Annotated in this window: 11 protein-coding genes and 1 pseudogene; 6 read left to right on the forward strand and 6 right to left on the reverse strand. The window is 58.1% G+C overall.

The genetic code is table 11. From position 1 onward, the window contains the following. Positions 1-2 precede the first annotated feature (2 nt). Genes FJ548_RS04540 through FJ548_RS04550 form a run of 3 tightly spaced genes read left to right on the forward strand, consistent with a single transcriptional unit; the run spans position 3 to position 3,647 of the window. On the forward strand, positions 3-272 hold the full coding sequence (locus FJ548_RS04540) for a sarcosine oxidase subunit delta (RefSeq protein WP_140777040.1): 270 nt from the start codon (positions 3-5) through the stop codon (positions 270-272). Continuing rightward, the gene (locus tag FJ548_RS04545) at positions 269-3,130 is read left to right on the forward strand and encodes a sarcosine oxidase subunit alpha family protein (RefSeq protein WP_140777042.1); all 2,862 of its coding nucleotides are present in this window, start codon (positions 269-271) and stop codon (positions 3,128-3,130) included. The genes FJ548_RS04540 and FJ548_RS04545 overlap by 4 nt, the downstream gene beginning before the upstream one ends. Continuing rightward, positions 3,123-3,647 (forward strand): sarcosine oxidase subunit gamma family protein, encoded by a 525-nt coding sequence (locus FJ548_RS04550; RefSeq protein WP_140777044.1) that lies wholly within the window; start codon positions 3,123-3,125, stop codon positions 3,645-3,647. Before FJ548_RS04545 ends, FJ548_RS04550 begins: the two co-directional genes overlap by 8 nt. 358 nt (positions 3,648-4,005) lie before the next feature. Here the strand turns inward: FJ548_RS04550 and FJ548_RS04555 are convergent, their stop codons facing one another. Continuing rightward, a complete protein-coding gene (locus FJ548_RS04555; RefSeq protein WP_140777064.1) occupies positions 4,006-4,215 on the reverse strand; it encodes a hypothetical protein in 210 nt (69 codons plus the stop codon). Between the two features lie 105 nt (positions 4,216-4,320). Between FJ548_RS04555 and FJ548_RS04560 the strand changes: the two genes are divergently transcribed. Further along, positions 4,321-4,563 (forward strand): DUF982 domain-containing protein, encoded by a 243-nt coding sequence (locus FJ548_RS04560; protein ID WP_140777046.1) that lies wholly within the window; start codon positions 4,321-4,323, stop codon positions 4,561-4,563. Positions 4,564-4,608: 45 nt separating this feature from the next. Here FJ548_RS04560 and FJ548_RS04565 read toward each other — a convergent pair whose 3' ends face one another. After that, positions 4,609-4,800 (reverse strand): hypothetical protein, encoded by a 192-nt coding sequence (locus FJ548_RS04565; RefSeq protein WP_246678552.1) that lies wholly within the window; start codon positions 4,798-4,800, stop codon positions 4,609-4,611. Between the two features lie 1,231 nt (positions 4,801-6,031). On the opposite strand from FJ548_RS04565, the gene FJ548_RS04575 reads away from it, so the two are divergent. Continuing rightward, positions 6,032-7,117, forward strand: a complete 1,086-nt coding sequence (locus FJ548_RS04575) for a hypothetical protein (protein WP_140777050.1) — start codon at positions 6,032-6,034, stop codon at positions 7,115-7,117. A 105-nt stretch (positions 7,118-7,222) separates the two neighbouring features. Here FJ548_RS04575 and dcm read toward each other — a convergent pair whose 3' ends face one another. After that, the gene (dcm, locus tag FJ548_RS04580; protein WP_140777052.1) at positions 7,223-9,316 is read right to left on the reverse strand and encodes a DNA (cytosine-5-)-methyltransferase; all 2,094 of its coding nucleotides are present in this window, start codon (positions 9,314-9,316) and stop codon (positions 7,223-7,225) included. Between the two features lie 539 nt (positions 9,317-9,855). Continuing rightward, positions 9,856-10,083 (reverse strand): hypothetical protein, encoded by a 228-nt coding sequence (locus FJ548_RS04585; RefSeq protein WP_140777054.1) that lies wholly within the window; start codon positions 10,081-10,083, stop codon positions 9,856-9,858. Between the two features lie 320 nt (positions 10,084-10,403). On the opposite strand from FJ548_RS04585, the pseudogene FJ548_RS04590 reads away from it, so the two are divergent. Continuing rightward, positions 10,404-11,057: pseudogene (locus FJ548_RS04590) on the forward strand (neutral zinc metallopeptidase); the annotation flags it as partial. Here FJ548_RS04590 and FJ548_RS04595 read toward each other — a convergent pair. After that, on the reverse strand, positions 11,054-11,923 hold the full coding sequence (locus FJ548_RS04595) for a tetratricopeptide repeat protein (RefSeq protein ID WP_140777058.1): 870 nt from the start codon (positions 11,921-11,923) through the stop codon (positions 11,054-11,056). The pseudogene FJ548_RS04590 and the gene FJ548_RS04595 overlap by 4 nt on opposite strands. Before the next feature lie 3 nt (positions 11,924-11,926). Further along, the gene (locus tag FJ548_RS04600; protein WP_246678553.1) at positions 11,927-13,003 is read right to left on the reverse strand and encodes an AAA family ATPase; all 1,077 of its coding nucleotides are present in this window, start codon (positions 13,001-13,003) and stop codon (positions 11,927-11,929) included. Positions 13,004-13,920 lie beyond the last annotated feature (917 nt).

A 13,920-nucleotide genomic window follows, 5' to 3' on the forward strand; every position in this document is an offset into this window, starting at 1 on the left:
CCATGCAGATATTTCCATGCCCTTTCTGCGGTCCGAGAACTGAGAGCGAGTTCCACTTCGCCGGCGACGCCGGAAATCATCGTCCTGGGGGTTCCGAACCTGTGACGGCCGATCGCTGGTCCGACTATCTCCACAACCGCAGCAATTTGCGCGGCGCCGCTAACGAAATATGGATCCATCTGACTTGCGGCGAGGCGTTTCGCATGGAGCGAGACACTATCCATCACGGTGTTCTGGCATCGCATGAACTGAGTTCGGAGGGGACGGAATGACATCTTGGAGAACGCAGCAGCAGTCTTCCATCGATCGCAAGAAACCGATCCGTTTCAAATTCGACGGAGTGTCGGTAGATGCTTTCGAGGGCGACACCATCGCCTCGGCGCTGCTTGCCAACAACATCTCTATTGTCGGCCGGAGCTTCAAATATCATAGACCGCGTGGCATCTGGGGCGCCGGTGCCGAAGAACCCAACGCGCTGGTGGACATCCGGGGAACCGGTGGGAACCCCAATTCCCGCGCCACCACGACATTGGCGGCCGACGGCCTCACCGTGCACAGCGTGAACACCTATCCGTCCGCCGCAACAGATCGCAAGGCTTTCATCGATATCTTCTCAAGATTTATCCCTGCAGCCTTCTACTATAAGACGTTCATGTTTCCGAACTGGCGTCTCTTTGAACCGCGGATTCGTGAGATGGCCGGATTGGGACGAATTGACCCATCGAATGACGGCCCTGCGCCAGCGGAACAAGTAAACCACTTCTGCGATTTGCTCGTCGTCGGCTCTGGCCCTTCAGGCATCTCAGCTGCGTTGGCGGCTTCTGAGAAGGGGCTCAAAGTCCTGATCTGCGACGAGAACGCGGGCGCGGGCGGGGCCCTTTTGTTTCGCGACGCGTCGATCGAAGGAAAGTCTGGCGCCGAGTGGATCGCGAGTTCGCTGGCAACTCTCACGAGGCGCGGTGTCCTCCTGCTCTTGAACACCACCGCCTTCGGTATGTACGACCACGGTATGGCAGGTTTGAACGAGCGCCGGACCGACGGTCAGCTGGACCGTCTATGGAGGGTTCGCGCAAATAGAACGATCCTTGCGACGGGTGCGATCGAACGCCCCCTGCCTTTCGCCAACAATGACCTACCCGGCATTATGTCGGCGGAGGCCGCATTGGTCTACCTTCGGCGCTTTTCCCTGGCTGTGGGGCGGGATGTAGCCGTCATATCGAACAATAGCTTGGCGTCGGAAACGGCGTCGGCGCTCGCGGCTGCAGGTAGCAACGTCACCTTGATCGACTATCGGAATAATACGACGGCAAAGCCAGACGGTGTGAGAATTGTTTCGGGCAAGACCGTTCGCAGAGCCTTGGGACGCAATGCGGTCGAAGGCATTGAACTTTCTGACGGCACCACGTTGAAGGTAGATTCGGTATTGGTCTCGGGAGGATTCACTCCCACGGTCCATCTCTATTGCCAAGCGCGTGGGAAGCTCGCTTGGCGAGAGGACATCCTGGCTTTCGTGCCCAGAGCAACTATTGCCGGGCTTGACGTGGTCGGTTCGGCTGCCGAACATTTTTCACTTTCAGCTGTATTGGCCAGCGGCACTCACGCTGTCCATGACGGCTCTGCGGTCCCCCTGACAAGTGACCACGACCATGAACTCGGGATCGTCGCAAGTTGGCCCAAGCCGAAGTTCAAGGGGCGCGTCTGGATCGATCTGCAAAATGATGTCACCGCCAAAGACGTGGAACTCGCGGTGCGCGAGAACTTCGTCTCGGTGGAACATCTGAAACGTTACACGACCCTTGGCATGGCGACCGACCAGGGCAAGACCTCAAACATCAATGGGCTCGCGCTCGTCGCGGAACTAACCAGCCGCCGCATTCCGGAAGTCGGAACAACAACATACCGTCCGCCTTTCACTCCGGTGCCGTTCACGTCCTTGGCAGGTTCACGCGGTGGCGTGTTGATGAACCCGGTTCGGAGGCTTCCGCTCGAGGACGAGCATCGTCGGGATGGCGCGGTCTTCCAGGAGTATGGCGGCTGGTTGCGTCCGGCTTACTATGGGGCGGGTAAGCGCGAGGCCGTCATTGCACTCGAGGCGAAGCAAGCGCGCGAGACCGTTGCCCTGTTCGACGGAACACCGCTCGGCAAGATCGAGGTGATTGGACCTGACGCCGCCGTATTCATGGATTTCGTGTATTACAACACGATGTCCACGCTCAAGCCTGGCCGCTGTCGCTATGGTTTCATCCTGGGCGAGTCCGGGATCATCTACGACGACGGGGTGTTGGTAAGGCTTGAAGAGCAACGCTTTGTGGTCTCGTGCTCGTCTTCCCACGTCGCAGGCGTTCATGCCCTTTTGGAGGAATGGAGGCAGGACCAATTCGATAAAAGGCGGGTATTCATCCACAACGCAACCGCAGAGACGGCGACACTGACTGTTTCCGGGCCAAGGTCGAAAGCCCTTTTGATGCAAGCCGACCTCGGACTTCCGCTCGACGACGACAGCCTGCCCCACATGGCCACCGGCTGGGGTTCTTACGGAGGTCTTCCCGTTCGGGTTACCCGGGTCAGCTTCACGGGTGATCGTAGCTACGAAATATCCGTCCGTTCCGACAAGGCTGCGGTGCTCTGGACCAGGCTACGTGACATCGGCAAAGCGCTTGATGCGACGCTGCTGGGCGTGGAGGCGCTTATGATTCTGCGGGCCGAAAAAGGCTACGTTGTGGTTGGCAAGGATACAGACGGAATGAGCCGTCCGATGGATTTCGGACAGACAGCGCCCCTTCAAAAGAAGAAATCCGAATTCATCGGCAAGCGCTCGCTGCTGATGGAAGAGGCGCAACGGGTCGGCCGGAATCAGTTTGTCGGGCTTGAAGTGATCGATGAATTCGGTGTGTTACCAACTGGAGCCCATGGAATTGACAAGTCCTCGGGTCGAACCAGAAGCATCGGCTATGTGACGTCGAGCTATATGAGCCCCACTCTCAACCGGCCGGTCGCGCTAGGCCTGATAGAGGGCGGCCTCTCTCGCCACGGGGAAATCATCGAACTCCAACATCTGGGCAACTCCCGTCGGGCGCGCATCGTCCAGCCATGTGCCCTTGACGAGGAAGGAGCAAGGCTCAATGCTTGACAATCCCCAAAAGTGGTCACCGACACCGGACTGGACAACAGCAAGTCTCGAGGGTGATGGCTTCAGCATCCGAACGCTACACGGGCTAACACAATGCCTGGTCAGTGGTGATCTCGGCGCATTTTCGAACAAACACGGTCTCGATCTGGGAGTGGGAGCGCTCGGTGTCGTGCGTGGAGACCGATATGCTGTACGCATGGCGCGCGACCGACTGTCAGCTTTCGGGCTTTCGGAGGAGGAGATGGGCGCGGGCTGGCATCAAGATGGCTATGCTGTCACGCAGATGAGCGCTGCGCTCCACATCTTCGAGTTCTCCGGGCCACAGGTTCTCCAGCTTGTTGCGCGTGCCACCACAATCGATCCGCGAAATCCGGGCCCATGCGCGGCGGTGCAATTTGCAGGCATCACTTCATGCCTCTATTTCCATGAAAGTCGCGAACGACTGCGGCTTCACCTCGACCGAGGTCTGGCCGCCTATATGTGGCTTTGGCTCAAGCAGCAGATATCTTTCCGGTGACCGTGATGAGGCGATGCTTTGTCGGCATCACTCTGTTTCCGACCCGGGAAGTGTCGACACGGACATGGTTTCGACAACAACGGCGAACATAGTCACGTCAATCTGGCGCTGACCCAGCGGCAATTCGCGCGGGCTATGAGGCGGCCATTCCGACTGCCAAAAGGTAACTAGTCGCTCGTAGCTACTATTCTCACATATGGATTCCGGGCCATTCTCATCGAACGCAACTATTGCCTGACCGTCAAGCCCTGAAGCCAAGCTTCGGCGTATTCGTGCCAGAAGTCCGGAACCTGCCGTTCCTTGCCCTGCTTGCGCGCTTGCGTGCCATTCGCAACCGCCACGCTTTCCCCTGCCGTCGCTACCGGCCCAAGGGCTGCTTGGAGAGCGACACTAGTTCAGCCTCATCTTTGATGCCCGCCATGTAATTAGCGATAATCCGTGAGGCGACGGCGTCGCGCTCATCTGCAGATTTGTTGTCCAGCAACAAACGATCGAAGACGCGACCAAACAAGGCAAGTTCAGAAGCATCGAAGATACCGACTTCAGTCGCCCTTCTTCGAATTGGCACCATCGTCCTCCCGGAAATCCTGAGGGAGAAGCGTGCCGCAAGTCCTCCTCGCCGCGCAAGTGCTTCAGGCTTGACGAATATTAGCATTGCCGCATATTCCCGGCGATGCTCTGGTTTTCACCTCCAGTCGCGGTTAAGTCGAAACAGATCGGCATGACCCACATGGTCAGCAATGTCGACGCGGCGGCCGAAGAGTTGCTGATATGGGACGGCCGTGGCCCGAAGTGGCGCGCCGCGGTCGAAGCCTGCCTTGCTGCGAAGGAAGGCACTGGCACAGCCGACGATGCGCGCAAGGCCTTCCTTGCTGCCGCCAAGGCCAATGGAATGCTGCGCGCCAGCAGCGTATAAAAAGTGCGCCAGGACCAGCCATAGCGGCCGCCAATGAAATGTGGTCTACGGACTGGACTGTCCAGCCAAAGCGCCGTTTGCCCCCTGCGCACGGTTGGCCGCTTCCATGATCTGCAAGGCTTCTTCTGTGGTAATGCCACACTTGCGGGCATAATAGGCGGCTTCCGTTTGAATCTCGTCATCCAACGGTAGTGCAATAATCGCCTGCCTTGCTTTGTGCTTCGCCCTTTTGCCCATACAGCGAATCATACCACAATTCTGAACGACTATCGCGCGGTACCGTGTTGCCGGTTTTCTCAGGTCAGCCGGTGACCAGCACGCAGATGCCGAGCAACTCGCGTGAAAGCGCCATCATTTCGTCTCCGCCTATACCAGCGAAGCAAGGTTGATCCCGATCTAGATGTTCGATTCTGATAAGCCCATAGCGCCTTCGGCAATCGCCATAGGGCACGCTGTAGCTGGGTGATGGCCAGAAGCCTAGACCTCCGGCGGCGGCGCAGCAGCCGTAATAATGAGCGCCTGCAACTGGCTCAAGAGCGCCTTGCTTCCAGTTGCCAAAGACTGGGACGCGCTCAACGCCGCCATCAAGTGATAGGCGGAGGGGGATGCAAACGTTTGCCTGGCTGGCGCTCGCTTTGGTTAGCTTCCAGAATAGCGGGATCGCCAACGCAAGCGCCTCACTAGCAAGTTCCTTTCGTAAAGCACGCATATTTTGAAGCGTGTGCAAAGGCTTAACTTCGATTAGCTTCGCTTGGCATTGACGGATTGAGAGGGCCGATTATCGACACACAGGCGAATGCCGGCGCCGGCTGACGGCCGCTCGTAATAGAGATGATAGCTAGGAAACGGCTGGCACAGTCGGCAAGGACGCGGACGAGTCGTCCGTAACCAATGTCCACCGCGAAAGCCGACCATGCCTAAGGGCCTGCGAGCGCGATCTCTCACAGTACAAAGAAGCCCGCGACTGTTGGAACGATGGTGAAGCACAATGACCAGAGTGCTGGGCGGACTGCGCATACTAGAACTCTTGCACTACGTCGCCGTGCCCTTTACACGCGCCTGCTAGGGACCTGGCCGCCGAGGTCATCAAGGTCGAGCCGCTCGATGGCGACCCCGTCCGGCGGTTGGGGACCCAGATTGAGGGCCGATCGCCTAGCACGGGCGCGCAAAGCACAGCGTCGCCCTCAATCCGAAGGCTCCGGAAGCGCGGGAGATCGTGCTGAAGCTGGCGGGCCGGGTGCGATGCGGTCATCGAGAACTTCCGACCGAAGCAACTGACGCGGCTGGGGCTTAGCCCTGACGTCCTGCGCACCGCGCGCCCGGACCTGGCCGGCCACAATGTGCTTGATCCTCCCTCCTCTTCCGCCGAAATCGCGGAGATACTTCCCGACTGTTGCAGTTTGGACGCTGCGGAACCTACGCAGAGCGCGTCATGCTTGGTCATCGCTGATCAGGAGGGCGAAAACAGATGCAGACATGGCTGGATTGGTACGTAAGTGGTTCGAGCAAAACCCTTCGGCGGATGTGCGAACAGTTTCCGGGAACCATTGAGACGCTCGACGCCAAATTGCATCAGCGGGCTTTGACCGACGATGCGTTTGCCTTTCGTCTGATTGTTGAGCGGTCCCGTTATGCGTTGTCCGCAGCGGCATCGACGTATGCCGGCTATCCTGGCGCGAAAAAAATGGCATCGGAGATTGTAGTGTGGGGCGAGAGCCTCGCGCCCTTCTGTCTGCAGACCGGCCAAGCGCCGCTCGCAGCGGCGTTGGATCGTGACGTCGTACGCGAACTCACGGGCACGCGATTGTCGCCTGAAGTGCGTCGATACGCGCGCGAGGCAGTGGCGCGTCACCGGACCGTTTATCTCGACATCGCCGATCGGGCACTCCTGTTCGGCGACGCCCTCCATGTGGGCGCGCTTTTCGTCGCGGAGGTCGAAAGTGGGCTCCGTTTCACCGCAGTGTTCGGAGAGGTGGGACACAAAGCCGTCCGCCGGCTTACGTGGCTGGAGGGCGGTGACTGGATTCTGACGGATCAGCATCACGACGAGAACATTCGGAAATTCCACGCCCACACCGGAATGGCAGTCCCCGCGCTACGGCCGCTGACCGATATCGCGCGCGACGCGGGCATCGAGTTGCGCGAGGTTCTGGAAGGGCTTGAGAACTTCGCCTACCTTGCGACGACCTACACCTTGACAGAGATGGAGCACGCTGAGCGGCAGCCTTGGGAGATGCTTCCCTATCGCCCGGCAAACCACGAATGCAGGCATGGACGCAAGTCCAGCGCCGCCGCCAAGAAGTTCAGCCTGTTCCGTGTCTGGCGCGTGAGCGCCCGGCATCTCGATCGCGGAGAGCGGAACAGCGGGACCGGCGGTTGGAAGCTGGGACACCGGGTCAGGGTGTCAGGCCATTATCGGCTCCAGCCGTTCGGGCCGAAGCGCAGCCAGCGCCGGCTCAGGTGGATCGCGCAGCATGAGCGCGGTCCGCGCGACGGACCGCCGGTCACGCCCATCGTCAGGATTGGCGCATTTCATCACCAGGCTGCGCTGTAAGGCGAGGACAAGGCGCGGCGCTTCGCGCGTATTCCGAGCCGAGGTGCCGAATAAATCTCCCGAAGGTTGCACGACCTTCGGGAGATTTATTGTTGCGCCGTGTTGCTACTTGCCGCGATGATACTTTTCGAGGTCACGCCTCTCGGAAAGCTTCAGTCGGCTTCTGTCGCGCTGCGGCGGCAGCTCTGGCGACTTCAGCGCCTCGGCGTAGTCAAATTCGACGCCGGTCAGGGCCGTGTAGATCGCCAGGCCGACCGCTTGCGCCATGATGGGCGGAAGCGCATTCGCGATCTGGCGGGTTTTGGTCTTGCGGTCCTTGTCCGACCCTTCGTCGCCGGAGCCGATAAACTCCCATCCATCCGGGAAACCCTGCAGTCGGGCACCCATCTCAAGCGTCAGAGGAAACAAGTCGTCCAGCTTGTGGCCCGGTTCGGGAGCCTCGTCGGCGATGCCGAACGGATCGATCTTCATGTCAATCCAGTCGTCCTTGCGAAGGTTCGACGAGAACGCCAGCCTGCCTGACTGTTCGGAACCGCCGACGATGGTCGACCCCCGACGGTTTGCGTGATTCCTAGCCCATTCTTCCGCTCCTTCCCAACCGTTGGCCACGACAAGGTCGTATAGCACCTCGCCAACGGTCCGATTCCATTGCGGGAACTTCGGCGGCATCTGGAATCTCTTGATAGGAACGTCGCGGAAGCCGACGAAGGCGACACGCGGGCGCAACTGCGCCAGACCATAGTCGCTGCCGTTGAGCGAGAATATCTGGCTCTCATATCCGAGGTCGGCGAACTTTCGGTAGAGATCCGCACGATAGTTCGCATTGGCCTGGAAGCCGAAGCCCCTGACATTTTCAAAGAAGAAGGCTCTTGGCTGGACTTCATCGACCATTCTGACCGCTTCCATGAAGAGGTCACGCTCGTCGTCCCTGCCCTGCCGCTTGCCCAAGCTGGAATGCGGTTGGCAAGGTACTCCTCCCGCCACGAGATCGACATCGCCACAGTGACGGCGGAAGTCGACCTCCGTGACGTCGGCGCAATGGACCGGGCCGAACCAACGATTGGCCATCAGGGTTTCAGCGGCGGCGGGATTGCGCTCGTACAGGGCCAGGGCGTCAAAACCGGCTGCGTGAAGCCCGAGTGCCTGTCCGCCAGCGCCGGCGCAGATCTCGATCGACGTCAGGCGATACGGCGGGTGGATTTTTTGCGGCGCGGCGGGCTCCGCCGGCAGCTTGCGCCTCTTCAGATCCTTTGCCGACACGCCGTTGTCATTGAACAGCCAGATCACGCTCTCGACCAGGACGAAATCGATGTACTCATGATCCTTATCAAAGGGATTGCCGTCTTCCTCGTCGACCGCCTTGAATGTCCCCTCCGCAAGATCGCGAAGACTGTCATATGCCCTGGCCAGCCGGACGAGCTGTTCATCATGAAGATGGAAACCACGCTCTTGTGCTGGCGGAAGGCTTGTCGTGTCGAACACGCTTTCGAATTCCCGCAGGCAGCGGCCGGCCTCGTCTTGTAGGCGCGCGCGGCGTGTCTCCATCTTTGTGTCATCCACGTCCTCTTCCTGCGCGTCGTTGAAAAAGTCGATCAGCGACTGTGCAAAGAAGATAAATCGAGTCGAGAACGTTTCTAGTTCGATCCGCGCCCTGCGCTGCGCTGACTGCTGCAATGCCTTGACCCGGCGGCGCTCGACTTCCACTTTCGGATCGGCAGCCTGCTCGCGCTGGCGTCGCTTGATGGCGGACACTTCGCTGGAATGAATGAAGCTGCCCGCCTCGATGCGCTCAAGTGCTTCGTTGCGGACAGAGTGAGGAGCGGCGATGAGCGACTTGGCGACCGTCATGGGCAGTCCACGCTCGGTGACCAAATCCATGTGTGGTCCCAGCACTTCCATGAACTTCAGGTACATACCTATGTCGCTGCGATTGAGGCCGCATTCCGAAGTGAGGAAGGTTTTCAGCTTGGACACCGGAAGATGCCGGCGTACCCGCTCGATCTCGGTGGCGATGCGGGTGTAGCCTTCCGCCATCCTCCGGTTCTGCGCGCGTACCGCGGTCTTCACCGAATGCAACGACACGTTCAGATCGAGCAGCGGCTGGATCGGCCGCACTTGAGCGGGCTCGGCCTCGATGACGGCAGCAGGTTCATCCTGGCGTGCCTCAACATCGTCGCGCTCTATTTTCGTAAATTCCACTCTGTAACCCCCGTCTTTTTGACAGGGACACTTTCAACGCCCAAATACTAACCGGGCGTGAATTTTGTTCGTCAGTCCTCGAGCGAAATTGGGTTTTGTTTCGTGGCTACAAGTTACGGTTACTATTTGCTATATATTCGAATATTCTAAATTAGCATTCATTCGATCACCGCCAAACAACATCTTCGCAACATAGATCAGTGTCTCGACGGCGACGAAGGCTCTGAAAGGGCGAGTTCGAGATCATCCGGCGATAGGTGCCGCGCTTCCGCTGCAGCAGTGCGACCGAAGAAGATGATCGCGAGGAGCTTGCCACTCCAGGAGTGAAGCCGCCCTCGATGAGACGATACAGCCACCCGCTGGCCGTCTCCGCCGTCAAAGTGCCGGCGTCAAACGCTACGATGTTTGTCGACATGCGCATGCGCGACAGCCTATCCGTTCCATCGCGCAGCCCGCAATATGGATCGTACTCGCCGGATGGCGGACGAAAGCCCACCGTTCGAGAGTGACTTCCGGTTCTTGCCAAATTGGATCGGCGGTCAAGGCCGCGGGACTCCACCATCAGCCAAGGCGTATTCCAGCTCGGCCTCGCGGATCTCAGCATGCGTCAGCTTCGCTCGCAGATCGGTGTTTCCGCGCTCCGCGCTTGCAGCGAGCGCTTCCTGCGCCAGCAGCACCTTCACGCCGTCTATTGCACGTCTTCCCTCGATTGGTGACGACCAGGCAAAGGCGCGCGTGGACTTTAGGTGGCTCGCCAGGTCGAACACATGGACTACACCTTGCCAGACCGGCTTGCCGTTGTGGCGTTCGTCTGTTGGAACGGACCGAGTCTGGCGACTTGCAAAGTGTGCTTCGCCAACAGTACGTTGGGAGCTTGTCCGGGGGTGCCTCCGCAATGCGATGGGTTACTTGGTGTCTCTCTCCTGCTGTCTGCGTGGGTATTGCAGCCAATGCATGGCCACTCGAATTCAGGGAGACTGCACCGGACGTAGATCGCCACGCGTCGGGCCTTGAGGAGCTCTTGGTAGCGACCAATTCATCTAAACGAGTCTTTCCAGGCGTCCCGCCGTTGATCAGAGCCAGTTCGAGTCCTGGCGACGATCCGATGAAACAGTTCCTCGCGACAGTACTGGCCGAAACCGAAGACACGTGGGCGGGCATCTTCAAGGCCAACGGCCTGACATATGAAGATCCGAAGCTTGTACTATTCAGCGGCAGCGTTAGGTCTACCTGTGAGGACGTATCCGCACCCAATGGCATCTTTTATTGCCCTGAAGACCATAAAATTTACCTCGACGTCATTCGCTTTCAAAAGGTTAGCGAAATCGGTGTCAAAAGCGAAATCGGATATGCTTTTCTGCTTGCACGTGAAGTCGGCCACCATGTCCAGAACCTTACCGGCATCTTGCCCAAGTTCCACCAAATGCGGAGACAGATGAACGAGGCCGACGCGAGCCGGTTGTCGGTACGCGTGGAGTTGCAGGCCGACTGCTTCGCTGGCATCTGGGGACATTACATGGAACAGAAAGGAATCTTAGACCCCGGCGACCTCGAAGAGGCGCTTTTTGCATTTCACGAGCTTGGTGACGACACGATGCAACTTAAGATGCTCGGCTCTCCGCAGCCCGACTCTCTACATGGGACTTCCAAGCAGCGCCGGATCTGGTTTCAGCGAGGGTTCGATACCGGTAACTTGAGCGCATGCGACACTTTCAACGACCCGGATCCGGCTAAAAATTAGTCCGCCGCGTCCTTTGGCATAGAAGCCAATAGTGCTTGCGCACGCTCGTTCCCCTTGTTAGCGGCCTGCTTTAAATAAATCTTGGCGAGTTGCTCGTCTTTTCTGGTTCCCTTTCCGGAAAGATACGCCTCGCCTAAATATTCTTGGGCAAAGGCATTTCCGGCGTCACCGGCCTTGAGGCCCCACTGGAAGGCGAGTGCCTCGTCTCTGGGTATGCCCTCCCCACGAGCGTAGGCCGACATGATCTCAGCCTGTGCCACATTGTCACCTTGCTGGGCTGCCCTCATAAACCAGGCAAAAGCGAGCCCTTTATCGACGGTGCCTCCAGAGCCGTCGCGATAGCAGATCCCAAGTAGACGCTGTCCTCCTACCCAGCCATGTTCCGCTGACCGCCTCGCCCACTGACACCCTTTTGCCAGATCGATCGGATTCCATGTTCCAGCCATCAGCATGAAGGCCAGATTGTATTCGGCCGCGGGAAGTGCCTTCTCGGCAGCCTGTTCGTAATACCGCTGGGCTTGCTCGACATCCTTTGTAAACGCGATGTAAGGAGAGTAGGGGTCATAAAGAGTTCCAGCATAAAACTGCGCTACTGGTCGTCCGTCTTTGGCGAGCTGGAGCAACTTTTGCAGAGAAGATTTGTCTGTGACGGCTTGATCTCTTACGGCGCGCATTTCTGCGTCGAGCTGATCGAATGTCAAAGGTACGCCCCAAGCTGAGCCCTGTTTGTCGGTATGATGAGCAGCGACAGCGATTAACCATCCCGCCAGCAACAAAGCTACGGCTTGAGGCCCCGCCACCCAGGCCAAGCGATACCATTTATCATCGGACCAAAGCAGTGCGTGGCGGGAGAGCACCTGTATCATCGGTCAGGCAGTCGCCTGTTCCAGATCGGAAATCTCGAACTTGGTAAGACTACTTGTCGGCGTTGCGGCAATCCTCAGAGATTGCACTTCCCTCATCCTTTCCAGCAGTGATCGCATTTCACGAGCGTTTCCCCAATCCTCGCTACTTAACGCTGTCCGCACCCAAGAAAGGAAGACCCGGTCAAAGCCCGTTGGCATATCGTAGTGTTCCTGTTGGGCCATTCTCTGGAATATCTGAAGAAGCTCTTCAGCTGAATAAGAAGGGAATTCAATTGTCTTGCTAAATCGACTCGCCAACCCGGGGTTCGATGACAAAAATCGACGCATCTCGTTAGGATATCCCGCAACGATCACCACGACACGATCGCGATTGTCTTCCATGAATTTCAGTATTGTCTCGACTGCTTCTCGTCCGAAATCCGTGCCGGCGCCCGCAAGCGAGTACGCTTCGTCGACGAACAGGACACCATCGAGAGCAGACCTGCATTTTTCCATGGTCTTCAATGCTGTTTGGCCTACATATCCAGCCACTAGTTCCGACCGGTCAACCTCTACCAAGTGCCCCTTTCGAAGCATTTTCAGTGACTTCAGTATTTCGCCCAGGGCCTTGGCAATCTGAGTTTTTCCGACCCCCGGGGGGCCAGTAAAAACCATATGCAAACTGATTGATGGAACCGGCAGCCCAGCCTCTTTGCGCATCGCTTCAACTTTGAGGCGGGCTATGAGCTTGTTTACCTCATCCTTCACCGCCGACAGCCCGACCATATCGTCTAGCTCTTCAATGGCTGTTGTTCCTTTGGAAGTCGGCGGACGCTCGACCTTTAGAAACGGCATTCGGGCCGTCGACTGACTGCTGGCTGATTTGTTTGCAAGCCGGGCAGCCACATAGGTTATTGACGCGCCAGCCACGATCACCGCAAGGGCGCCCAGCGCTCTCCAGATCAATTCCGAACCCGAAAGCTGTTTAATCCAGTTAATCGGGCCGGTATCTGGATTGAGGATCCAAGAACTGATGACGGTCGCAGCCACGAGCACGATCAAGAATGCGATCATTGATCCAAATGAAACGGCCCTGCTCATGCCCATCTTTTAGCAAGCCTTTCGTGGTGTCCAGACGACCTGCCTCTCAGCGGTGCCGACCAGAGGGGTAACGTACCAAACGGGATCGAGAGCGAGGGAGACGGCGTCCGTGGTTCCGAGTACAGATATTGCTCCTCGTCCCACACTGTATTCGGCCGGGAACGGTATCGCGATTCGCTGAGGCGTGTGGGTGACCTGGAATGGGGGGGATACGTACGATCCAGATCGAATTTGAATTAACCCAGTCGAAGCCCCGGCCGGCACGAGCACGGTCACTTCGGCCAGTGGCGCAGGACAGTGATCGCCCGCATCGCCAAGCAACGATCTGAAATACGGGTTAAAAGTTTCGACCGCCGCTGCGTGGTCGACCGGTGCGACTTCTCTCAGCGTAAGGCTTAGCCTGCCCCCCCTCTCTTGGGTTGACGACGAAACTGCTTCAGTTGGTGGTGGATTCAGAACCCCGACACTTACGAGACAGAAACTAGTGAGAAGCCCGCCGATGCAGCTTAAGGCCATGGGTTTATAGTGAAGCCCTGATCGCTTGTGTCGCTTAGGGCGAACCGGTTCTTGCTGCGGAACTCTCCCCGCCGAGTGCGCTGAGTTTGCACCTTTTTCCCCCATTGCGCCCACCATAATCCCCTCGATCACGATAGTGTCTGTGGTGCGAAAAGCCAAGCGTCGCAATCCAATCGGTTTATGCTAGGCTGAGCAGGCAAGAATTCTGCGGCAGACGATAGTCCCGGAGAACTGCGGGGAATATTGTCCAGTCAGACGATGCCCGAGTAGGGGATCATGCGTCCATTGCCGTCCAGATCGATGTACGCCCTGCGTCCACTCGGTCCGACAGCCATGAAAATCAATCGATCTGGTCCGACTTCTAGAAACCGAAGCGCATTGCCGTCCGGATCATAATGCGC

Origin of the sequence: Mesorhizobium sp. B2-4-17 (assembly GCF_006441275.1) — a bacterium.
Taxonomy (GTDB): domain Bacteria; phylum Pseudomonadota; class Alphaproteobacteria; order Rhizobiales; family Rhizobiaceae; genus Mesorhizobium.